General features: G+C 71.3%; 21 protein-coding genes. 14 read left to right on the top strand and 7 right to left on the bottom strand.

The window, feature by feature from the left end; genetic code table 11:
- The coding region (locus ACFVYN_RS39110; RefSeq protein ID WP_390007169.1) for an amidohydrolase family protein at window positions 1-297 on the bottom strand (297 nt) is incomplete at its 3' end.
- 262 nt (window positions 298-559) lie between these two features.
- On the opposite strand from ACFVYN_RS39110, the gene ACFVYN_RS39115 reads away from it, so the two are divergent.
- Both ACFVYN_RS39115 and ACFVYN_RS39120 read left to right on the top strand, forming a co-directional pair.
- Window positions 560-1,354, top strand: a complete 795-nt coding sequence (locus ACFVYN_RS39115; RefSeq protein WP_390007172.1) for an IclR family transcriptional regulator — start codon at window positions 560-562, stop codon at window positions 1,352-1,354.
- Window positions 1,351-1,584 (top strand): DUF6304 family protein, encoded by a 234-nt coding sequence (locus ACFVYN_RS39120; protein WP_390007175.1) that lies wholly within the window; start codon window positions 1,351-1,353, stop codon window positions 1,582-1,584. The genes ACFVYN_RS39115 and ACFVYN_RS39120 overlap by 4 nt, the downstream gene beginning before the upstream one ends.
- 310 nt (window positions 1,585-1,894) lie before the next feature.
- Here the strand turns inward: ACFVYN_RS39120 and ACFVYN_RS39125 are convergent, their stop codons facing one another.
- Entirely contained in the window at window positions 1,895-2,200 is a 306-nt protein-coding gene (locus ACFVYN_RS39125) for a DUF5955 family protein (protein WP_390007178.1), read from the bottom strand.
- Window positions 2,201-2,404: 204 nt separating this feature from the next.
- On the opposite strand from ACFVYN_RS39125, the gene ACFVYN_RS39130 reads away from it, so the two are divergent.
- Together ACFVYN_RS39130 and aceB are read left to right on the top strand one after the other, a co-directional pair.
- Window positions 2,405-3,004 (top strand): NTP transferase domain-containing protein, encoded by a 600-nt coding sequence (locus ACFVYN_RS39130; protein ID WP_390007181.1) that lies wholly within the window; start codon window positions 2,405-2,407, stop codon window positions 3,002-3,004.
- Window positions 3,005-3,188: 184 nt separating this feature from the next.
- On the top strand, window positions 3,189-4,823 hold the full coding sequence (gene aceB, locus ACFVYN_RS39135) for a malate synthase A (RefSeq protein WP_390007184.1): 1,635 nt from the start codon (window positions 3,189-3,191) through the stop codon (window positions 4,821-4,823).
- Here aceB and ACFVYN_RS39140 read toward each other — a convergent pair.
- Window positions 4,813-5,106, bottom strand: a complete 294-nt coding sequence (locus ACFVYN_RS39140) for a SelT/SelW/SelH family protein (RefSeq protein WP_390007186.1) — start codon at window positions 5,104-5,106, stop codon at window positions 4,813-4,815. The two genes, aceB and ACFVYN_RS39140, sit on opposite strands and share 11 nt — an antisense overlap.
- A complete protein-coding gene (locus tag ACFVYN_RS39145) occupies window positions 5,103-6,008 on the bottom strand; it encodes a HipA family kinase (protein WP_390007189.1) in 906 nt (301 codons plus the stop codon). Before ACFVYN_RS39145 ends, ACFVYN_RS39140 begins: the two co-directional genes overlap by 4 nt.
- Before the next feature lie 339 nt (window positions 6,009-6,347).
- Between ACFVYN_RS39145 and ACFVYN_RS39150 the strand changes: the two genes are divergently transcribed.
- On the top strand, window positions 6,348-7,835 hold the full coding sequence (locus tag ACFVYN_RS39150; protein WP_390007191.1) for an RICIN domain-containing protein: 1,488 nt from the start codon (window positions 6,348-6,350) through the stop codon (window positions 7,833-7,835).
- A 42-nt stretch (window positions 7,836-7,877) separates the two neighbouring features.
- Here ACFVYN_RS39150 and ACFVYN_RS39155 read toward each other — a convergent pair whose 3' ends face one another.
- A complete protein-coding gene (locus tag ACFVYN_RS39155) occupies window positions 7,878-9,377 on the bottom strand; it encodes an IucA/IucC family protein (protein ID WP_390007193.1) in 1,500 nt (499 codons plus the stop codon).
- Between the two features lie 92 nt (window positions 9,378-9,469).
- Here ACFVYN_RS39155 and ACFVYN_RS39160 point away from each other — a divergent pair, with 92 nt between their 5' ends.
- From ACFVYN_RS39160 to ACFVYN_RS39170, 3 genes are read left to right on the top strand one after another with little or no spacing between them, the layout of a single operon-like run.
- Complete coding sequence (locus tag ACFVYN_RS39160; RefSeq protein WP_390007196.1) at window positions 9,470-10,954, top strand: IucA/IucC family protein; 1,485 nt, start codon at window positions 9,470-9,472, stop codon at window positions 10,952-10,954.
- A 45-nt stretch (window positions 10,955-10,999) separates the two neighbouring features.
- Entirely contained in the window at window positions 11,000-12,259 is a 1,260-nt protein-coding gene (locus tag ACFVYN_RS39165) for a VWA domain-containing protein (RefSeq protein ID WP_390007198.1), read from the top strand.
- Complete coding sequence (locus tag ACFVYN_RS39170) at window positions 12,259-13,071, top strand: hypothetical protein (RefSeq protein ID WP_390007201.1); 813 nt, start codon at window positions 12,259-12,261, stop codon at window positions 13,069-13,071. Before ACFVYN_RS39165 ends, ACFVYN_RS39170 begins: the two co-directional genes overlap by 1 nt.
- 111 nt (window positions 13,072-13,182) lie before the next feature.
- Here ACFVYN_RS39170 and ACFVYN_RS39175 read toward each other — a convergent pair whose 3' ends face one another.
- Window positions 13,183-13,809 (bottom strand): winged helix-turn-helix transcriptional regulator, encoded by a 627-nt coding sequence (locus ACFVYN_RS39175; protein ID WP_390007204.1) that lies wholly within the window; start codon window positions 13,807-13,809, stop codon window positions 13,183-13,185.
- Between the two features lie 87 nt (window positions 13,810-13,896).
- On the opposite strand from ACFVYN_RS39175, the gene ACFVYN_RS39180 reads away from it, so the two are divergent.
- The 5 genes from ACFVYN_RS39180 (at window position 13,897) to ACFVYN_RS39200 (ending at window position 19,299) form a co-directional block, all read left to right on the top strand.
- Window positions 13,897-15,105 carry a pyridoxal phosphate-dependent aminotransferase gene (locus ACFVYN_RS39180; protein ID WP_390007207.1) on the top strand — a complete coding sequence of 403 codons (1,209 nt, stop codon included), beginning with the start codon at window positions 13,897-13,899 and terminating at the stop codon, window positions 15,103-15,105.
- A gap of 102 nt (window positions 15,106-15,207) precedes the next feature.
- Complete coding sequence (locus ACFVYN_RS39185) at window positions 15,208-17,553, top strand: hypothetical protein (protein ID WP_390007210.1); 2,346 nt, start codon at window positions 15,208-15,210, stop codon at window positions 17,551-17,553.
- Window positions 17,554-17,572: 19 nt separating this feature from the next.
- The gene (locus ACFVYN_RS39190) at window positions 17,573-17,977 is read left to right on the top strand and encodes a hypothetical protein (RefSeq protein WP_390007214.1); all 405 of its coding nucleotides are present in this window, start codon (window positions 17,573-17,575) and stop codon (window positions 17,975-17,977) included.
- Window positions 17,978-18,195: 218 nt separating this feature from the next.
- Complete coding sequence (locus ACFVYN_RS39195) at window positions 18,196-18,819, top strand: hypothetical protein (RefSeq protein WP_390007217.1); 624 nt, start codon at window positions 18,196-18,198, stop codon at window positions 18,817-18,819.
- 57 nt (window positions 18,820-18,876) lie between these two features.
- Window positions 18,877-19,299 carry an acyl-CoA thioesterase gene (locus ACFVYN_RS39200; RefSeq protein ID WP_390007220.1) on the top strand — a complete coding sequence of 141 codons (423 nt, stop codon included), beginning with the start codon at window positions 18,877-18,879 and terminating at the stop codon, window positions 19,297-19,299.
- A 1-nt stretch (window position 19,300) separates the two neighbouring features.
- Here the strand turns inward: ACFVYN_RS39200 and ACFVYN_RS39205 are convergent, their stop codons facing one another.
- Window positions 19,301-19,696: a winged helix-turn-helix transcriptional regulator gene (locus ACFVYN_RS39205; RefSeq protein ID WP_390007222.1), complete on the bottom strand. Its 396-nt coding sequence runs from the start codon at window positions 19,694-19,696 to the stop codon at window positions 19,301-19,303.
- A 111-nt stretch (window positions 19,697-19,807) separates the two neighbouring features.
- On the opposite strand from ACFVYN_RS39205, the gene ACFVYN_RS39210 reads away from it, so the two are divergent.
- On the top strand, window positions 19,808-21,250 hold the full coding sequence (locus ACFVYN_RS39210; protein WP_390007224.1) for an MFS transporter: 1,443 nt from the start codon (window positions 19,808-19,810) through the stop codon (window positions 21,248-21,250).
- Window positions 21,251-21,405: the final 155 nt, after the last annotated feature.

The raw sequence follows: 21,405 nt of genomic DNA on the forward strand, positions 1-21,405 counted from the left end.
GGAGTTGAGCGGCATGTCGACGAGGGTGGTGATGCCGCCGGCCGCCGCCGCGCGCGTGGCGGTCCAGAAGCCCTCCCACTCGGTGCGGCCGGGGTCGTTGACGTGCACGTGGGTGTCGACGAGGCCGGGCAGCAGGACGTCGTCGCCGAGGTCCTCCAGACGGGCGGTGCCGGGGACCGGAGCCTCGTACGGCAGCACGGCGGCGATCTTCCCGCCGGCGACCGCGACCGACGCGGGCCGCGTCCCCTCGGGTGTGATGACGCGCGTCGAGCGCAGCACCAGTTCAGTGTCGGACACCCGGACCCCTATCTGCCGCCGTTAACTTCCGCGTAACGGAATTCAACTTTCTGTTGAAGGAGTCTTCACTCCCGGTCGAGCGCCGTCAAGGGCACACTTCCTCACAGTGCACCCTGCGTCGACACTCTGGACGCTTCCACAAAGCGGAATTACACTTCCGGCAGACAGAACGTAGCTATGCACCAACGGGGAGTCAACCGACTGCCGGGTAGGCTTCTGCCCTCCTGCCCAGACCCGAAGGCAGCCCCGAAAGGAACGCGCCGTGCCGACGTCCAGCGCCAGCACCACCGACTCCGCCAAGTCCGCCGGTGGCGGGGTCCAGTCCCTCGAGCGCGCCTTCGATCTGCTGGAGCGGATGGCGGACGCGGGCGGAGAGGTCGGACTGAGCGAACTGTCCGCGAGCAGCGGGCTGCCACTGCCCACCATCCACCGCCTGATGCGCACGCTCGTGTCCTGCGGATACGTCCGCCAGCAGCCCAACCGGCGCTACGCCCTCGGCCCGCGCCTGATCCGCCTCGGCGAGTCGGCCGCCCGGCTGCTCGGCACCTGGGCCCGCCCCTACCTCGCCCGCCTGGTCGAGGAGACCGGCGAGACCGCCAACATGGCCCTGCTCGACGGGGACGAGATCGTCTATGTCGCCCAGGTGCCGTCGAAGCACTCGATGCGGATGTTCACCGAGGTCGGCCGGCGCGTCCTGCCGCACTCCACGGGTGTCGGCAAGGCCCTGCTCGCCAACACCCCCGACGACGAGGTGCGCGCCCTGCTCGCCCGGACCGGTATGCCGGCCGCGACGGACAAGACGATCACCACCCCGGACGGCTTTCTCGCGGCCCTGCAGGATGTGCGCGGCCGGGGCTACGCGGTCGACGACAACGAACAGGAGATCGGCGTCCGCTGCCTCGCGGTCTCGGTGCCCAACTACCCCACCGCCGCCGCCATTTCGATCTCCGGCCCGGCCGGACGGGTCACCGAGGCGGCCACGGAGAAGATCGTGCCGGTGCTCCAGCAGGTGGCGTCGGAACTGTCGGAGGCACTGGCCACCCAGAACCCGGCGTGACGGCCTTGCAGCGCTGGCCGGGGCGGTACACCGACCGGCACGGCACGGAGGAGACCGTCTTCGCGTCGGACGGCCGGCAGCTGACCCGTACGACGATCAGGGGCGTGCGCGTCGAGGACGACTCCGGTGAGTCACCCGAGCTGATGGTGTGCTCCTGCCTTCTGGACCAGGAGGTACCGATACCGGCCCAGGGCCGGGGAAGCGGCGTGCGGCCGGGGGTGTTGCGCTGAGCGCTGCGGCTCGGGGACCCGGCGGGCCCGCGCCGCGGCCGGGACGAGCAGACCACCGATGTCCGGCGCGCAAGCTGCCGCGGGCGGCCCGGATGAAGGCATGCATCTCGTGCGCGTGGTCCGACTACAGCCCCGCCGGCAACGGGTTCATGGCGGGCCTGGCGTGCTTCCGCGACACCAAGGACCGCTACCGGCAGGTGGACGGCAAGCACGGACCCTCCGGCGTCTTCGCGCTCTGGCAGGACCTCACCGAGTACGTCCAGGAGACCTGGCTCTGCCCGGAGTTCGAGCACCGCGGCTCGCACGGGGGCTACCGGGGTCCCTTCCCGGGCTGGCGCCGCGGCTCCCCGAACGACTCCACTGCCCTGCGCACATCGGTCAACCCCCGCGACAGCGCGCTCATCGACCCGATCGCCCCCGCGATCAGCAGCAACGACCGCCGCAGACGCGGGACTTCGGGCGTGCCGTCGATCGTCATGGCGGCCAGCGCGGCGAGTTCGTCCTCGGCGATGCCCCGGTCGGGGAACTCGGCCGAGTACGCGGCGAGTTCGCGGCGCAGCCGGGACACCGCGGTCCGCAGTTGCGCCACTCTCGGATCGTTGTCGCTGCCGGTCACCGGCCTCTGCCCCAAGCTCCGCAACACAGCTCTCCCCCGCACTCCTTCGTGCGCCCCCGGCGTCGTGAAGACCCCTCGGCACCGGTCGGGCCCCGGGGGACGCGGGTCAGTAAACGCCACGCGGGGCGCCGCGCGCCACCGTACGGACCGAAATTCAGCCCGTGGAAACCCGGCGCACACCGGCGCGTCAGGTATGCAGGACGCATGACGGAGAACGAACAGCAGGTCGCCGCAGTGCTGCTGGCCGCGGGTGGCGGCCGACGGCTGGGCGGGCGGCCCAAGGCACTGCTGGAGCACCGGGGCCGCCCGCTCGTCGAACACGCGGTCGGTGTCCTGCGGGCGGCCGGCTGCACCCGCGTGCACGTGGTCCTGGGAGCGGCCGCGGCGGACGTACGGGAGCGAGCCGAGCTCGGTGACTGCGTGCTGGTGGAGAACCCGCGGTGGGCCGACGGCATGGGGTCCTCGCTGCGGGCCGGGCTCGGCTCGCTCGCCGGAACGACAGCGCGGGCCGCCCTGGTCTCGCTCGTCGACCAGCCCGGTATCGGAGCGCGGGCCGTGCGCCGGGTGCTCGCCGCGTACGAGGACGAGACCTCGCTCGTCTCGGCCGCCTACGACGGTGTACGCGGTCATCCCGTGCTGTTCGGCGCCGCGCACTGGGCCGGGATCGCGGCGACTGCGACCGGCGACCGGGGGGCACGCGACTATCTGAAGGAGCACCAGGGTGCCCTCACGCTGGTCGAGTGCGGGGACGTGGCCGAGCCGTACGACATCGACACGCCAGGGGATCTGGCGCACCTTGAGTGAATGCGGTGGCACGGAGAGCCACCATTGCTCGACTCTGAGAATCTCGACATCAACAAAACATTGAACTTCCACAATGAGGAAACTAGTATCCACTGTTCAGAAGCGTCCTGCCCTGGTGGGGGGCGCCGCTCGCACACCCGGTTCGACTGGCACCCGGTGCCACCGCTGAAGGAAGTGACCGCTCATGTCCGCACCAGCGCCGTCCCCGCTGGCCATCGTCGACGCCGAGCCCCTGCCGCGGCAGGACGAGGTCCTCACCGAGGCGGCCCTCGCCTTCGTGGCCGAACTGCACCGCCGGTTCACGCCCCGGCGTGACGAGCTCCTCGCCCGCCGTGCCGAGCGCCGCGCCGAGATCGCCCGCACCTCCACGCTCGACTTCCTCCCCGAGACCGCCGCGATCCGCGCGGACGACTCGTGGAAGGTGGCCCCCTCCCCCGCGGCCCTGGACGACCGCCGGGTCGAGATCACCGGTCCCACCGACCGCAAGATGACCATCAACGCCCTGAACTCCGGCGCCAGGGTGTGGCTCGCGGACTTCGAGGACGCCTCGGCGCCGACGTGGGAGAACGTCGTCCTCGGGCAGGTCAACCTGGCCGACGCGTACAGCCGGAACATCGACTTCACGGACGAGAGGTCCGGCAAGTCATACGCGCTCAAGGCCGACGAGGAGCTCGCCACGGTCGTCATGCGCCCGCGCGGCTGGCACCTGAACGAACGGCACCTGGTCGACGCCGACGGCTCTCAAGTCCCCGGCGCCCTCGTCGACTTCGGCCTGTACTTCTTCCACAACGCCCAGCGCCTGCTCGACCTCGGCAAGGGCCCCTACTTCTACCTCCCGAAGACCGAGTCGCACCTCGAAGCGCGCCTGTGGAACGACGTGTTCGTCTTCGCGCAGGAGTACACCGGCATCCCGCAGGGCACCGTCCGCGCGACCGTCCTGATCGAGACGATCACGGCCGCGTACGAGATGGAGGAGATCCTCTACGAACTCCGCGACCACGCCTCCGGGTTGAACGCGGGACGCTGGGACTACCTGTTCTCCATCGTCAAGAACTTCCGTGACGGCGGCGCCAAGTTCGTCCTGCCGGACCGCAACGCGGTCACGATGACGGCCCCGTTCATGCGCGCGTACACCGAACTCCTCGTCCGCACCTGCCACAAGCGCGGTGCGCACGCGATCGGCGGCATGGCGGCGTTCATCCCGTCCCGCCGGGACGCCGAGGTGAACAAGGTGGCCTTCGAGAAGGTCCGCGCCGACAAGGACCGTGAGGCGGCCGACGGTTTCGACGGTTCCTGGGTCGCCCACCCCGACCTGGTGCCGATCGCCATGGAATCCTTCGACAAGGTCCTCGGCGACCGGCCCCACCAGAAGGACCGCCTGCGCGAGGACGTCCACGTCGAGGCGGCCGACCTCATCGCGATCGACTCGCTGAAGGCCAGGCCGACGTACAACGGCCTGGTCAACGCCGTCCAGGTCGGCATCCGGTACATCGAGGCCTGGCTGCGCGGGCTCGGCGCGGTGGCCATCTTCAACCTCATGGAGGACGCGGCCACCGCCGAGATCTCCCGCTCGCAGATCTGGCAGTGGATCAACGCGGGCGTGGAGTTCGAGCACGCGGGACACACCGTGAAGGCCACGCCGGAGCTGGCCCGCGAGGTCGCCGCCGAGGAACTCGACAGCATCCGCGAGGAGATCGGCGAGGAGGCCTTCGCGGCCGGCCACTGGCAGCAGGCCCACGACCTGCTGCTCCAGGTCTCCCTCGACGACGACTACGCGGACTTCCTGACGCTGCCCGCGTACGAGCAGCTCAGGGGCTGACCTCCCCCTGCGAGGATCTGTCCGAGTGGCCCAGGGACTTTTCCGGGGCCACTCGGTCGCGTACGGCCTGCTTGACCGCCGTGGGCTCCGGGAAGCCCTGCTCCCGCCGGTCCCAGACGACCTCGTCGTCGACGCGCACGACGAAGATCCCGCCCTTGCCGGGCTTCAGTGCCAGTTCCGTCAGCTCGTCCTCGAAGGTGGTGAGCAGTTCCTGCGCCAGCCAGGCCGCGCGGGGCAGCCAGCGGCACTGGGTGCAGTACTCGATCTCGACACGGCCACTCATCCGAGGTGCACCGACCAATCCTGTTCGGCCGCGGGCTTGCCGTGCAGGTCGGGGACCTGCTTGAGCCACGCGGGACGTCCTTGCTGATTCCTCGCCGCCCGGCGGGCCTCCTCGGCGGCGAGTTCGTCCCGGGAGGGGAAGTCGGTGGGCAGCCACGACGCGGAGGCGCCCACGCGCGCGTGGAGGTACGCCACATAGGCCTCGCGTGCCTCGTCCGGGGTCTCGAAGCCGGTGAGCCAGGCGTCCGGGACGGCCGCGGTGACCTCGCGCAGGACGTCGGGAGTGACCCTGGGCGCGAGTTCCGCGTCGGCGGCGCGCACGTCGGGGCCGTAGTGGCCGAGGGCATGGTGGCGGAAGTCGTAGGACTTCGACGGGTCCGTGCCGTCCCAGCGGTGGTGGAAGACGAGGGCGGCACCGTGGTCGATCAGCCACAGCCGCGGGGGCGTGATGCCGAGGGTCGGCCAGACCATCAGGTTCGAGCTGTGGACCGTGCGGTCGACGTTGACGGTGAGCGCGTCGAGCCAGACGATCCGGCCGGCCTCCAGCGGGTCCACGGGGAAGACCTTCGCGATCTCGGGGGTGAAGTCGCGCGCACCTGGGAGGTAGTCCATGCCGAGGTTCACCCCGGCGCTCGCCGCGTGGAGGTCCCGCACCTCCTGGTGCGGCTCGCTGTCGGCGATCGCCGGGTCGAAGCGCACGAGGACCAGCTCGGGGAAGCGCAGCCCCAGCGCCCGGGCCAGCTCACCGACGATCACCTCGGCGACCAGCGCCTTGCGGCCCTGGGCGGAGCCGGTGAACTTCACGACGTACGTCCCCAGGTCGTCGGCCTCGACGACACCGGGGACGGAGCCGCCGGAGCGCAGGGGTTCGACGTAGCGGGTCGCGGTGACCTCTCTCAGCATGACGTGAGCTTAGTAAACCCGCGTGAGCACCGGTCCGGCCGCAGCGTCGGGCGGGGTGACGAGCAGGAGTGACGGGCAGGATCGACGGGCAGGAGTGACGGTCCAACAAATCCGATCAGCAGATGACAGATTTCGACTGCGGCGCAGTTGTACCGCCTCTCCGCATGACAGGTCAACCCCTCGTTGCCGCAGGACGGATGGCCGAAATCTCGGACAGAGGGGACGCGGGTCAAGAACGAACAAAATCGATCGCGGTCATTGACGTCACCAGGTCGCCGCCCCTCTCATTGATCCCCGCCAGGGCAGGGAGCCGCCTGCTCGGATCGGAGAGGGAAGCGCATGCCCCAAGAAACTCCTCATCGGCCGGCCGACCGATGGCGCCGAGCCGCCACCGCCCTGCTCACGCTGCTCGGCGGCCTCGCGGCCCTCCTGCTTCCGGCGACCGAGGCGCACGCGGCCACGGTGTCGTTCACCACCGGCGCCGCACGCACCGACCAGAACGGCAACGCCCTGCAGCTGCACGGCCTCGGCATCATCAAGGTCGGAAACACCTGGTACGGCTTCGGCGAGGACAAGACCGGCGAGACCTCGGCGGACACGTCCTTCCAGGACATCACCTGCTACACCTCGACCGACCTCGCCAACTGGACCTACCAAAGCCAGGCCCTGAGCCGGCAGGCCGACGGTGACCTGGGGCCGAGCCGGGTCGTGGAGCGGCCGAAGGTCATCTACAACGCGTCGACGAGCACGTACGTGATGTACCTGCACATCGACAGCACCGACTACTCCGAGGCCAAGGTCGGTGTGGCCACGAGCAGCACGCCGTGCGGCCCGTACACCTACCGGGGAAGCTTCCGGCCGCTGGGCAACCTCAGCCGCGACCTCGGCCTGTTCCAGGACACCGACGGCACCGCGTACCTGCTCAGCGAGGACCGCAACAACGGTCTGCGCATCGACAGGCTGTCCGCCGACTACCTCTCCGTCGACAGCGCGGTGGCCGTGCTCGGCAGCAGCGGGAGCGGCAGCGTCGAGGCACCGGCGATGATCAAGAAGGACGGCACGTACTACGTGTTCGGCTCCCACCTGACGGGCTGGAGCCTGAACGACAACATCTACGCCACCGCCACGTCGCTGAGCGGCCCCTGGTCGGCGTTCCGGAACTTCGCCGCCCCCGGCACCCACACCTACGGCAGCCAGACGGCGAACGTCATCACCGTCCAGGGCTCGGCGGGCACCACCTACGTCTACGCCGGCGACCGCTGGGACACCTCCGATCTCGGCGCGTCCAAGCTGATCTGGCTGCCGCTGACCATCAGGGGCACGACGGTGAACCTCGGTCAGTACCCCACTTGGTCCCTCGACGCCGCGGCCGGGACCTGGACCGCCGGCAGCGGGCTGCCGTCGGAGGGCGTGCACACCCTGAAGAACGTCAACAGCTCCCAGCTGATCGACGTGTCGAGCGGTTCCACGGCGAACGGCGCCAAGATCATCCAGTGGGCGTCCAACGGCGGCGCCAACCAGCAGTGGACCCTGACGAAGGTGGCCGACAACGTCTACACGCTCAAGAGCGTGAAGAGCGGCCTGTGTCTGGACGTACCGAACCAGTCGACCGCCACAGGCGTGCAGTTGCAGCAGTGGACCTGCAACGGCGGCGCCAACCAGCAGTGGTTCCTCGACCTGGTCGGCAGCTACACCGGCAGCACGTACCTGCTCGCCGGCGTGGGCAGCGACCTGGACATCGGCGTCGCGGGCTCGACGGCCCAGGGCGCGGCGGTGGACCAGGAGACGGGCACCGGCGCGACCAACCAGCAGTGGAGCCTCTCCTGACCCCGTAGGGCCATCTCCAGGGCCATCTCCAGCGCCCTCGGATCAGGTGCCGGCCAGCGGGTTCGGCAGCGGCAGGTACCGGGCGTCCGCCCCGTCCGCGCCCGTCCACCTCAGCAGCAGGTTCGTCTTGCCGGGGAGGGTGGGCGCGGTCAGGAGGGCGGTCGCTTCGGGGAGGTCGTGGCGGGAGAATTCGCGGCGGGCGGCCGGCCAGGGGTCGAAGCCGGGGTGGCGTTCGGCGAGGGCCGCGGCGATCTCGCACAGGTGGTTCACGACCAGGCAGTACACCAGCCGCTCCCACCCGGCCGCGCGCGGGACGTCCGACAGCAGCTTGACGCCCTCGGCGTCCCGGAACAGCGCCTGCACGGGCGTACCGTCCGCGTCCACGGCGACCAGCGTGTTCTGCAGGTGGGCCTCGAGTACGACGCCGTGGTCGGCGAAGGCCGCGAGGGCGGGCGGGACGACCGCGCCGAGGTACGCCTCCCACCAGGCCGCCGGATCCCCGGTGCCGTCGAGCGGGCTGCCCTCGAAGCCCTCCACCAGGGCGGCGGCGAGCAGCGGGGTCGCCCCGGGCAGGACATGGCCGCGCAGTCCGTCGCGGACCAGTACGGCGAGTTCCTCGAAGGCGAAGTCGGCGGTGCGGTAGCCGCGGTCGCTCAGCCAGGCGGCCGAGCCGGGGCTCGCGGCGAAGGCGCTCGCGACCGCTTCATCCGTACGGCGGAGTTTGAGGAGGTCATGGCGCCAGAGCCGGCGGATGTCGTTGGTGATGCGGACGTCGAGACTGAACTTGAGGAACAGATCCCGCGTGGGGGCGTACACCGTGCGGATCGCCGCCGTCGGCCAGGTCTCGAAGGCGGTCGTGCCGAGCCGGATCAGACGGCCGTCCTCGAATGCCTGCGCGCAGGGCACCAGGTCGAGCTGCCAGGGGTGTGCGGGCAGCAGCCGGTAGCCGGGCGGGGCCTCCCCGAGCGCGTCGAGGGCCGCGGTGTCGCCCTCCTCGACGACGGCGTCCTCGCGCACCCCGAGCAGGACCAGCGGAAAACGGGCGTGGGCCTCGGGGGCGTACGGCAGCCAGGCGGCGACCGGGCCGCCGCCGCGGGCCTTGGGCGCGGGGTGGTGGGGATGTCCGGTGACCAGGCTCTGCTCGGAGCGCAGATACGGGTCGCCGGGCGCCGTCGTCCGGTCCCGGGCCGTGAGCAGGGCGGCCACCGCGTCCCGGCTGTCGATCATCTCGGCGGGCAGCTCGTGGTTGGAGACACCGGTGTGCCGGGTCAGTTCCTCGGCGGTGAGCTTCACGAGTTCGGAGTGACCGATCCGCCGCCACCCGCCCGACGTGCGCACCTCGGGCTCGGCGGGCCGCCGCTCGCCCCGCACCCTGAGCAGTCGCCCGCCGGGCAGCCGGTACACCGCTCGCTCGCCGGGCTCCGGGAGCGGCACGGCCACCTCGCGCAGCAGGCAGTTCAACAGGGGTGCTGCCGCGTACGCGTCGGCGCGGCGGGCGACGGAGGTGCCGGCCGGTGGGGGCGGGAGATCCACGCGGTTCACTCGTTCTCTACGGTTCATCCGGGGCGATGACGATCAGTATGTCTGTCCTCACCGTCCCACCGTGACACCGGTCGTACCCGAGGAGCCCGCCCGTGCACCGTCCCTCATCCGCTGAGGCCGACTTCGCCGAAGAGCTGGCCGTCCTGCGCCCCGACCTCGTGGCGCGCTACGCGGCCGAGCTGCCCGGCGCCCGCGCGGCCGTGCTGTCCCGGCTGTGGCGGGGGCTCACGCACGAGCCGCTGCCCTGGGTCGCCGCGCGGGAGACCGGCCGGGAGGCGCTCACCCTGCGTCTCGCGGACGGACGCCGGCTGCGCGGCCCGCACGCCGACCCGTTCGCGACCGCCGCCCACGTCGCCGCCGTACGGCTCGACGAGGTCGTGCACGACGATCCGGCGCACCTGATGGCCGACCTCGGCGTACCGCACGGCGCGGCCTTCGCGGCCGAACTCGCCGACAGCGCGGCGTCGTTGGCGCTGTCGAGGGCAGGGCAGCCGACCGGCCCGGAGGAGTGGCCGGTGCGCGACTGGGAGTGGGAGCAACGGGTCGTCGACGGGCATCCCTACCACCCCAACTGCCGTTCCCGGCCCGGCTTCTCGGTGGCCGAGCAGCTGGCCTACGGGCCGGAGCACCGGCCGCTGGTACGGCTGGGGTTGGTGCCCGTACCGGCCGGTGAGTGCCTGGTGACGGGGGCCTGGCCGGCCGAGATGCGGGACGGGGAGCGGTTGTTGCTGCCGGTGCATCCGTGGCAGGCGGACCATGTGCTGAAGCGGACCGTCGCGGGCGGACTCGACGCGCATCCGCTGATGTCCCTGCGCACCCTCGCCCTGGCCGGCGGACCGCATGTGAAGACCGCGCTCAGCGCCCGGCTCACGTCCTCGGTGCGGGACATCTCCGTCTACTCGATCAGCATGTCGGCGACTCTCTCGGAGCTCGCGGAGACACTGGCGGAACGGATGGACGGCCTCCTGCACTTCACCCGCACGCTGGGGGCGGTGACGGCCGACTCCCCCGATCTGGCGGCCGTGTTGCGCGAGTCCCCCCAGGTCTACGGCGACCGGGTGCTGCCCGTGGCGGCCCTCGCCACCACCGAGCTGCCCCGGTCCCCGGCATGGCTGGCCGAGTTCGCCCGGCTGGCCCTCACGGCCGGGCTGCGGCTCCTGGAGCTCGGCGTCGCCCTGGAGGCACACGGCCAGAACCTCCTCGTCGTCCTGTCCGAATCAGGCGAGCCGCTGAGGCTGGTCTACCGGGACCTGGCCGACATCCGGGTCAGCCCGGCCAGGCTCGCGCAGCACGGCATCCCGGTTCCCGCACTGTCCGGACGGGTCGTCACGGACGACGTGACGACCCTGCGCCGCAAGCTGTTCGGCTCCCTGGTGGCCGGGGCCCTCGCCGCTACGGCGGGTTCGGAGGCGGCGTTGCGAGGGGCGCTGGCGACGGCCGTACGACAGCTGCCGCGCACCCCCGACCTGGTTGCTCTGCTCGAACAGCCGCTGCCCGCGAAGGCGTTGACGCTGATGCGGCTGTCGCCCGGGACACCGGGCGACCAGTGGACCGAGCTGCCCAACCCCCTGCTGTGAGCGGCCGTTTTGGAGCCCGGCGCACCTGATCAATAGGATCCGGCGATGATCACAAGAAAACGGCTGGCGGCAGGAGTGTGCGCCCTGCTCGCCGCCCTGACGGCCGGGGTCGCCTTCCCGGTCGCGGCGGTCGCCGGTGAACCAACGGGCGGCACCGCGCCGCAGGTCGATCTCGTCCTCGACGTGAGCGGCTCGATGCGGACGGCGGACATCGACGGCGGCACCCGGATGGCGGCGGCGAAGCGGGCCTTCAACGAGGTGCTGGACGCGACGCCTGAAGAGGTGCAGCTCGGCATCCGGACCCTGGGCGCCAACTACCCGGGCGACAACCAGAAGACGGGCTGCAAGGACACCGCGCAGCTCTACCCGGTCAGCACGCTGGACCGTACCGAGGCCAAGACGCAGGTGGCGACCCTCTCCCCCACCGGCTGGACACCGATCGGCCCCGCCTTGCTGAAGGCCGCCGGTGACTTCACCGACAGTGCCTCCTCCAAGCGGATCGTGCTGATCAGCGACGGCGAGGACACCTGCGCCCCGCTCGACCCGTGCGTGGTGGCCCGCGAGATCGCGGCCAAGGGCGTCGGGCTGACCATCGACACCCTCGGTCTGGTCCCGAACACCAAGATGCGGCAGCAGCTGAGCTGCATCGCGGAGGCGACCGGCGGTACCTACACCTCGGTCGAGCACGCTGACGAACTCACCGACAAGGTCAACCAGTTGGTGGACCGCGCGGCCGACCCGGTGGTGACGCCGGTGGCCACCGAGGGCACCGGCTCCTGCGCCACGGCACCGGCGCTGAAGTCCGGGCTGTACTCCGACCGCGAGGAGTTCACCCAGCAGCGCTGGTACCGGGTGGACGTCGACCCGGGCCAGGAGCTGCGGGCCTCGGTGAGCGTGGGGGCCGACCGGGCCGTGAACCCCTCCTACGGGGTGCTGCTGCGGGCGGTCACCGTGCACGGCCGGGAGATCGTGCGCGGCGAGGGTGCGGGCAACGGCCGTACGGACGTGATCTCGACGGGGCTCAGATACCCCAAGGCCGACCGTGACGACTCCGCCGCCGAGACCGTGTGCCTCCAGATCACCAACTCCTTCTCGGCGGCCTCCGGGGTGAAGACCAGCCCCGGTCTGCCTCTTGAGCTGACCGTGGACGTCGTAGACGGGCCGTCGCACGCGAGCGACGTGGCCTCCTTCGGCCTCGGGCGCGGCTGGTGGCTGCTCGGCACGCTGATCCTCGCCGGCTTCGTCGCCGGTCTGCTGTGGGGCTGGCTGTCGCGCTGGCGGCTTGCGGTCTGGAGGACCAACTGATGCGGATCACACGCGCGTTGAGCGCTTCCCTGCTGATGCTGGGGCTGGCCGTCGCACCGGCCGCGGCCGACTCCTCGCCGACGCCGGCGGCCTCCGCCTCGGCGGACGGTGACGCGCCCACCCAGGCGGGCACGTCCTTCCGTACGGCGACCGAGGTCGAGCAGGGCCAGACCGCCACGGCGAGCGGCTCCACGGGCGACTACCTGTACTGGTCGTTCCCCGCGGACGCCGGACAGCGCCCCACCGTGCAGGCGACGGTGAAGCTGCCGGAGACGCACGCCGCGCAGACGTGGCAGATCGACGTGTATGACGGTCTGCGGCGCCGGCAGTCCTGCCAGTACGGGGCCCAGACGCGCACCGCCGCCGCGGACACCCCCTCGGTGGCGCTGGCCTGCACCCTGCGCACGGTCCGCGCCTGGTCGGAGACCTGGGCCAACGACCCGTTGCCGGGTACGTACTACGTCCGGCTGACGGCAGTCGGTCTCACCACGGCCGACCTGGGCCTCCCGGTGAGCGCCGAACTCCGGGTGGACTCGAAGGACATCGGCGGTTCGGCCGCGGTGGACGGTTCGCTGGCGGAGCCGCTGGTGCCGGGCATCGCGGTGAAGTCCGAGACGGAGAAGGACGGTTCGGAGGACTCCTCCGCCGTCCTGTCCGCCATCGAGCCCGAGGACGGCTGGTCCTCGGGCTGGTGGTCCGACCGGTGGGTGTGGACCGCGATCGGCGGCGCGCTCGCCGCGCTGGCCGGGGTCGGGGGCTATGCGCTGACCCGCGGGTCGGGGCGACCGTCGCGGGTGCCGCCGGGAGCCTGAGCGTCTGGCGGTTCGTCAAGAAGGCCCGCTCCGGCGGGCCTTCTTCCGCTCACTGCGCCCCGAAATAGACTGACGGTTCGTCAAGAAGGTCCGCTGCAGCGGAACTCATCGTCACCCGTTCCGCAACCCCTTGGCGATCGCACCGTCCCCGGTCACCTCGACCCGCCCCTCCCGCACCGCGTCCGGCAGGTCCAACTCGCCCCGGCTGAGCGCCTCGCAGGTTCCGGCGTCCAGGACCAGCCGGGCGTCGGGCTCCCGGGGGGCCGGACCCTCGCCGTACGCGGGACCGTCCTGCGCGCCGACGTGCAGATGGAACTGCCCCTCCTCCAGCCGCACTTCGACGAGTCCCTCGCCCTCCAGCGCGCGCAGCAGCGGCAGCGCGAACCAGTGCGCGCGCACCGCGTCGGTGGGCCGTCGTTCGCCGAGTTCGGGGCCGCCCCAGGCGCCGAGGGCCTGCAGCACGGGCAGCAACTCACGTCCGCGGCCGGTGAGTTCGTACACGTAGGCCGCCCCGGGCGGGGGCAGCCGGCGCCGGGTGGTCAGGCCGTCGCGTTCCATGTCCTTCAGCCGTGAGGCGAGTACGTCCGTGCTCACGCCGGGCAGGTCGGCGTGCAGGTCCGTGTAGCGGCGCGGGCCGGCCAGCAGTTCCCGGACGATCAGCAGGGTCCAGCGGTCGCCCACGACGTCGAGGGCGCGGGCCGCGGAACAGTACTGGTCGTAGCTTCGGCGAGGTGACATGCGACGCAGTCTAGACAAGTTGTTGGACTTTCCAAGCTCCTACTTGGTAAAACCAAGCAACACAGGTAACCGGAGAGGCAGCAGCGCATGGAGTTCCGGCAGTCGAGCAAGCTCAGCGAGGTCTGTTACGAGATCCGCGGCCCGGTGATCGAGCACGCCGACGCACTGGAGGAGGCGGGCCACAGCGTGCTGCGCCTCAACACCGGCAACCCCGCGCTGTTCGGCTTCGAGGCGCCGGAGGAGATCCTCCAGGACATGATCCGGATGCTCCCCCAGGCGCACGGCTACACGGACTCCCGGGGCATCCTCTCCGCCCGCCGGGCCGTGGCGGGGCGCTACCAGACCCTGGGCCTGGAGGTCGACGTCGACGACGTCTATCTCGGCAACGGCATCTCCGAGCTGATCTCGATGGCCGTACAGGCGCTCGTCGAGGACGGCGACGAAATCCTCATCCCCGCCCCCGACTTCCCCCTCTGGACGGCGGTCACGACCCTCGCCGGCGGCAAGGCGGTCCACTACCTCTGCGACGAACAGGCCGACTGGTACCCGGACCTGGACGACATGGCATCGAAGATCACGGACCGCACCAAGGCCGTCGTCATCATCAACCCGAACAACCCCACCGGCGCGGTCTACCCGAAGGAGATCATCGAGGGCATCCTCGACCTCGCCCGCCGGCACGGCCTGATGGTCTTCGCCGACGAGATCTACGACCAGATCCTGTACGACGACGCCGTGCATCACTCGGTCGCGGCCCTCGCCCCCGATCTGGTCGTCCTGACCTTCTGCGGTCTGTCCAAGACGTACCGGGTGGCGGGCTTCCGCTCGGGCTGGCTGGTGGTCACCGGCCCCAAACAGCACGCGAAGAGCTACCTGGAGGGCCTGACCATGCTGGCCTCCATGCGGCTGTGCGCCAACGCCCCCGCCCAGTACGCCATCCAGGCAGCGCTCGGCGGCCGCCAGTCCATCCACGAGCTGACCGCGCCCGGGGGCCGGCTGTACGAACAGCGCACCGTGGCCTGGGAGAAGCTCAACGAGATCCCCGGCGTGACGTGTGTGAAGCCGAAGGGCTCGCTGTACGCCTTCCCACGTCTCGACCCCAAGGTCCACAAGATCCACGACGACGAGAAGTTCGTCCTGGACCTGCTGCTGCGGGAGAAGATCCAGGTCGTCCAGGGCACCGGCTTCAACTGGCCCTCCCCGGACCACTTCCGCATCCTGACGCTGCCTCACGCGCAGGACCTGGAGGCGGCGATCGGGCGGATCGGGCGGTTCCTGAGCGGATATCGGCAGTAGCTGGTGGTGTTGCAGGGATTCACGGTCGGGGAGAGGGGGGATGCCATAGAGTGCGGCCACTGATTCCGGGGGCCGGGGGGTCGGGGGATGGGGGAACCCCAGATGTTCTTGTCACGTCGGCGTGCGTCCGGCACGCCCTCCGTCTTACGCGGCCGTCTCACGCTGCTGGCCCTGCTCGTGGTGCTCGCGGGCAGCCCGTGGGTGCAGCGGCCGCTCCTGGACTACTACGCCGGGAAGTTCTACGCGGAGCTGTCCCACGACAAGATCCTGCGCTGGCTCGTGGAGGCCGCGTTCCTGCCACGCTGGGAAGTCTCCGCCGAACGGTACGGCGGCACGTCCTCGCTGATCGTGAACGACCTCGCCGTCCTGGTCCTGCTCGCCGCGCTCGTCCTCTTCGCCCGACGGCTGTGGCGCGGCGGGGCGCCGAGCCTGTTCCGCTGCCTGGCCGCGGGAGTGCTGGCCTCGGCGCTGGCCAACGGGGCGTGGTGGGGCCTGCACGAGGCCTTCGTCGACAACGTGGTGCTCGCCCCGGCCGGCATCCTGGTGAAGGACCTGCTGCGCAGCGCTCTCGTCTTCGGCCTGGCGGTCGGCACGCTGCTCGCGCTCCTGACCACCGGTCTGCCCGGAACAGTCACCAAGAGCTCCGTCGGCGCCGTCACGGCGCCGCTCCGCCGCTGGAGAGAGGGAGGGCTCGGCATGGCGACCGCGCCGGTCCGCATGCCGGTCGGGAGCACGCCGGGTGACGTCACCCGGTATCTGTGCGCCGCGGCCTACATCGACGAGAGCTTCGCCGAACGGGTGGTGGAGGACCTCCTGGCCGACGAGGCCGGCGCCGTGGCGGCCTCGCCCGACGTCGACCTGGTGACGGTGGTGCGCCACAGTCTGGCGGCCCAGGAACTGCGCCGGCGCCGCGATCTGCGGCTGACCGCCGCCTTCGCCGTCCTGGCGGTGTTCGCCCCATTGTGGCTGGTGTTCGTCACGGTGTTCCTGTCGGCAACCCAGCGGGTCGGCGGTCGGCCCAGCCGGGCCACCCGGGGCCGTCACCAGCCCGAGGGCAGGGTGCTGGTGGGCACGGCCGTCACGGCCGGCCTCACGGTACTCCTCGCCTTCGCCTTCGGTGTCCTCCTCTCGGCGCTGCCCGTCCCCGGCTTCGTGAGCTGGCTGCTGGGCGCCTATCTGGCCGGGGTTCCGGCCGTGCTGGTGTCCGTCGCGGTGGTGGCGTGCGCGTACGTCACGGTCGCAGGCCATGATCTCGCCGTCGACCGGCTGCTGCGCACGACCATGACCCGCGAGGCCTTCGCCCGGCAGCCGCGGCCGACGGTGCCACGGCGGAAGTGGATGGCCGAGCGGCTGACGGCCATCAGGGAGGCGCAGGACGGGAACGTCACGGTGTACAGCGGGTACACACCCTTCATCGGCTATGCGGAGGCCGCCTCGCAGTGGTCGCTCGCCGTGCCGCTGCTGCCCGCCGTCAACCCCGTGGGAGGGTTGCCGCACCGGCCCGCCGGGCCGGAGGCGTTCACCGTCACCGAGCTCGTCGACCACGTACGCGCGCGACTGCGGGCGACCGCCACGCGCGGCACGGCCGACGGGACGCCGGCGGACGTCGCCGAGTCCCTGTCCTCCTTGTCCTCCCTCGCCTCCCTCGTCGTCGAGGACCGGGTCTTCGCGAGCGGCACGAGCATCGGCGACGACGAGCGGTTCATCAGGACCAGGAGCCTCGCCCCGGCCGCACGGCTGTCGGCCGACGAGGTCGAGCGGATCATGGAGCGTCCCACCGGGGCGGTCCGCCACTATCTGGCGGTCCATGTGCCGCTGTGGGGCGGGGACGTGGTGCCGAGCGTCTTCCTGCACTTCTCGACCACCGGACGCACGCTCCACCTGCACTGCACCAACCACGTGCTCGCTCCGGTACGCGCCGACTACCACGTCGTGGACCGGCTGCGCGGCCCCCTGTCCCCCGAGGCGCGGCGCGGCCTGCTGCTGGACGCCGTCCCCCGCACCGGCAAGGCGTTCTACGCGGCGCCGTTCAAGGCGCTGCGACAGGCGTCCTTCGACGGGCGGCACGGCAGACGGATGACGGACGAGCTCAAGGCCCTGGAGCAGGACCCGGTCTACGACTTCGGCGCCCGGCTGAGCATCCGGGAGCTGGCGCTGAGTCCGGACTACCACAACTACTTCCAGGTCGTGGACGCCACCCGGATCACGTCCCTGGTGGAACGCCACACCTTCGCCGCGATCCGCGAGTTCCTCTCCGCGCGCGGCTACGACATCACCGACTTCCGCGCCCAGCAGCAGACCATCCTCAACCAGGGCCTCATCCAGCAGGGCGGGACGAGCATCATCGGCAACCAGGCGATCGGTACCGGCGCGACCGCCATGCAGAACGTCCCCCAGCAGCAGAACGGCGCGGCGGCGCTGGGTGCCGTCGGCGGCTCCGGCACGTAGATTCGAGGAGGTCCTCATCATGGGCAACGACGACAGGCGCCAGGACCCTCCGGTCAACAACGGCGTCATGATCAGCGGCGGTACCCACTACGTGGGCAACCAGGCCGTGGGGCACCGCGCCCAGGCGTTCTCCGGCTCGGTCTCCTTCCAGCCGCAGGACGCCGAGCGTACGGCCGAACTCCTGACGCACGTCGAGCAGTTGCTGGCCGAACACCGGGCGGCCCTCGCCGATCCCGACGCGACCAGCAGGGAACTGCGCCGCCTGCGCGAGGAACTCGACGAACCCGAGCCGCAGCCGACGGTCCTGCGACGGGCCCTGGACCGCCTCAACGAGTTCGTCCAGCCGGTGACACCGCTGGTGATCGCGGTCGGACAGCTCGCACAGTCGGTGCAGGGGTTGCTGCAGGGGCTGCCGGGGGTGTGAGGCGGGGGGGCCGTCCGGTCCAGTTCGCTCTGCGTGGCTCGGGCGCCGTGTGGTGCGGTGCTGGGGGCGGGCGGGTTGATCACGTGCGCGCCGGGGGCGGCTCATGGGCGGCCGGTGATCGACGGGTGAGTGTCAGACCCCCGTCGTAGCCTTCGAAGCGGAGGGGGCAGTGATCCGTACGGTCCGTCGTGCGGCCCCTCCGCCGGAAGGAGCACGTCGTGACGCGACCGCCCACCGCCGCGCAGCGGCGTGTCATCGACGCCGCCGATCCCGTCACCGGGCGGCTGAAGGGCACCGACGCCCAGCTGGACGCGCTGGTGAAGCGCGGGCTGGCCTTCCGGCATCCCCGGCCGCCGCACGATCATTTCCTGACCCCGGCCGGACACCGCATACGGGAGACGGTCGAGGAGGAGCCCGAGCGGGCCGCCGACCCGGCCACCGGCGTGTTCGCCGCGCACGTCGGCGGCACCGAGGAGCCCGCGGACACCGGTCCGGCCCGGGCGCGCGAGGTGCACAGCGCCTGGCAGGGACTGCTGGAGCTGCGCCGGATGACCAACCGGGACGGGGCCACGGACCGGCCCTGCGGCTGGGAACGCGCACACCTCGTGCAGGCGGCCGCCCTCGCACTGGAGGCGGCCGGGCACACGCCGGAAGCGGGGGGCTCGTCCGGTTACCGGGTGCGCGCGACCCCGCAGCCGGAGGCCGTGGCCGTGCACGCGCCGGACCGCGAGGCGCTGCGGGCCTGCGCGACCACTCTGGAGGGGGCCGGCTGGCAGGTCGGCGAGTACACCGAACCGCGGACCAGGGCCCGGTACCTGCTGGCCTCGCCGCGCCGGGTGTAGCGGGCACATGCCAGGATCGGGTCCGGCAACTGCCGTGGTGTGAGAGGGGATTGACACATGAGCGAACCGTTTTCGGTGCCGGTGACCGTCCGCGGGTACGAGACGGACGTGCAGGGCCACCTCAACCAGAGCGTGTACCTCAACTACGCGGAGCACGCCCGCTGGTCGCTGCTCAAGGCCGCCGGGGTCACCCAGGCCGGGCTCATCGGCAGCGGAGTGGGCCCGGTGGCCCTGGAGACCACCATCCGCTACCGGCGGGAACTGCTGGCGGGCGACGAGGTGGAGGTGACCTGCGCCTTCGAGTGGGGCGAGGGCAAGACGTTCCGCATACAGCAGACGATCCGCAAGAAGGACGGCACGGTGGCGGCCGAGATCACGGCGGTCGGCGGGATCATGGATCTCAAGGAGCGGCGACTGGTCGCGCAGCCCGTCGAGGTCTTCAAGGAACTGGCCGCCGACCCCAGCCTGTTCGGGCTGTAGCTCAGGCCGGCTCCGGTTCCCGCTCGGCGTCGTAGTGCGCCCGCGCCTCGGCGATGTAGACCCGGTTGCGCTCCGCCCAGTCGGTCAGGCGTTGCAGGGTCTCGTGCAACTCGCGGGCGACCGGGGTGAGTTCGTACTCCACCCGGGGCGGCACCGTGGGATGGACGGTGCGGGTGACCAGGCCGTCGCGCTCCAGGTTGCGCAGGGTCAGGGTCAGCATGCGGCGGCTGATGCCCTCGATGCTGCGCTCCAGCTCGGTGAAGCGGATGGGTCCGTGGGCCGCCGCGACGAGGATCTGCACGCTCCATTTGCCGGAGACCCTGTCAAGAACTTCCCGCACCGGACACGCGTGCGCGTTCACGACCTGCACGGTTACACCGGTGTTCCTCTGGGACATCGAACTGCCTCCTTACACCGCTCTCCATGGTCACTGACGATGTTGCCCGTTACACATCGTGCACCAACACCACTCGCCGGAACCCATGGAGAACGCGGAGGCCACGCCGCCATGACAGCCGTCGTCGACACGCCGACACCGACACCGACACCGACACCGCACCGAACGTACTCCCGCTGGACGGCTCTGGTCGTCCTGTGCGCGGGGACGCTCATGACGATCCTGGACGGCAACATCGTCACGGTCGCCATGCCGGCCGTCCAGAGCGACCTCGGCTTCTCCGGTCCGGGCCTCGCCTGGGTGGTCAACGCCTATCTGATCCCCTTCGGCGGGCTGTTGTTGCTGGTGGGCCGGCTCGGCGATCTGGTCGGCCGCAAGCGGATGTTCGCGGCGGGGCTCGCCGTGTTCACGGCGGCGTCCGTGCTGTGCGGGCTGGCCACCGGCCAGGGCATGCTGATCGCGGCCCGTGCCCTGCAGGGCGTCGGCGGGGCGATGACCTCGGCGGTGGTGCTCGGCATGCTGGTCGCGCTCTTCCCCGAGCCGCGTGAACAGGCCCGTGCGATCGCGGTCTTCAGCGCGGTGGGCGCGGGGGGCGGGGCGTTGGGCACTTTCCTCGGCGGGGCGCTGACGCAGGCACTGAACTGGCACTGGATCTTCCTGATCAACCTGCCGATCGGGATCGTCGCTCTGCTGGCGGCGATTCGGGTGCTGGCTCCGGAGGACGGCGAAGGACTTGGCCGGGGCGCGGACTATCCAGGGGCCGCGCTGGTGACAGGAGCGTTGATGCTGACGGTGTACGTGATCGTCGGGTCCGGCGACCGCGCACCGGCCACCACGCTGGTGCTGGCCCTGGCCGCCGTCGCCCTGTTCACGGCGTTCACCCTGCGCCAGGCCCGTGCCGCCCGCCCCCTGCTGCGGCTCCGGCTGTTCGGTTCCCGACTGCTGTCCGGCGCGAACGCCGTGCAGATCCTGATGATCGCCACGATGTACGGATTCCAGTTCCTGGGGGCGCTGTATCTCCAACGCGTCCTGGGTTTCGGCGAGTTGCTCACCGGCACGGCGTTCTTGCCGGCGCCGGTCGTGATCGGGGTGCTGATGCTGGGGCTGTCGGCGCGGACCATCGGGCGGTTCGGCCCGTACCGGGTGCTGCTGGCGGGGCTCGGGCTCATCGTCGCCGGGATGGCCCTGCTGAGCCGTGCGCCGGCCGACGGCTCGTACCTCGCGGACGTTCTTCCGCCGCTGCTGTTGCTGTCCGTCGGGTTCGCCGCGGCCATGCCCGCGCTGACCGGGCTCGCCATGTCGGGGGCGCGGGAGGAGGACGCGGGGGTGGCGTCCGGGTTGTTCAACACCACGCAGGTGGTGGGGGGTTCGCTGGGACTGGCGGTGCTGTCGGTGCTGGCGGCGGGTCGGACGGAGGGGCTGCTGGCCGACGGGGCCGAGGTGGTCTCGGCGACGGCGGAGGGGTATCAGTTGGCGTTCCGGGTGGGGGCGGCCGTCGCGGCGGGGGCGTTGGGCTTGGCTGCGGTGGTGCTTCGGCCGCGAGGGAGAGCCTGAGCCGCCTTCGCACGTGCCTCGTTGTGCCGTCGTGCGGCTGCGGGTATGTCGTGGCTGGTCGCGCAGTTCCCCGCGCCCCTGGTGGGTGCAGACACGGCGCACCACGATGGGGCGCGCCTAACTGCGCGACCAACCCCCACCGAAGACCCCCTTGC

Origin of the sequence: Streptomyces sp. NPDC058307 (assembly GCF_042880295.1) — a bacterium.
GTDB lineage: Bacteria > Actinomycetota > Actinomycetes > Streptomycetales > Streptomycetaceae > Streptomyces.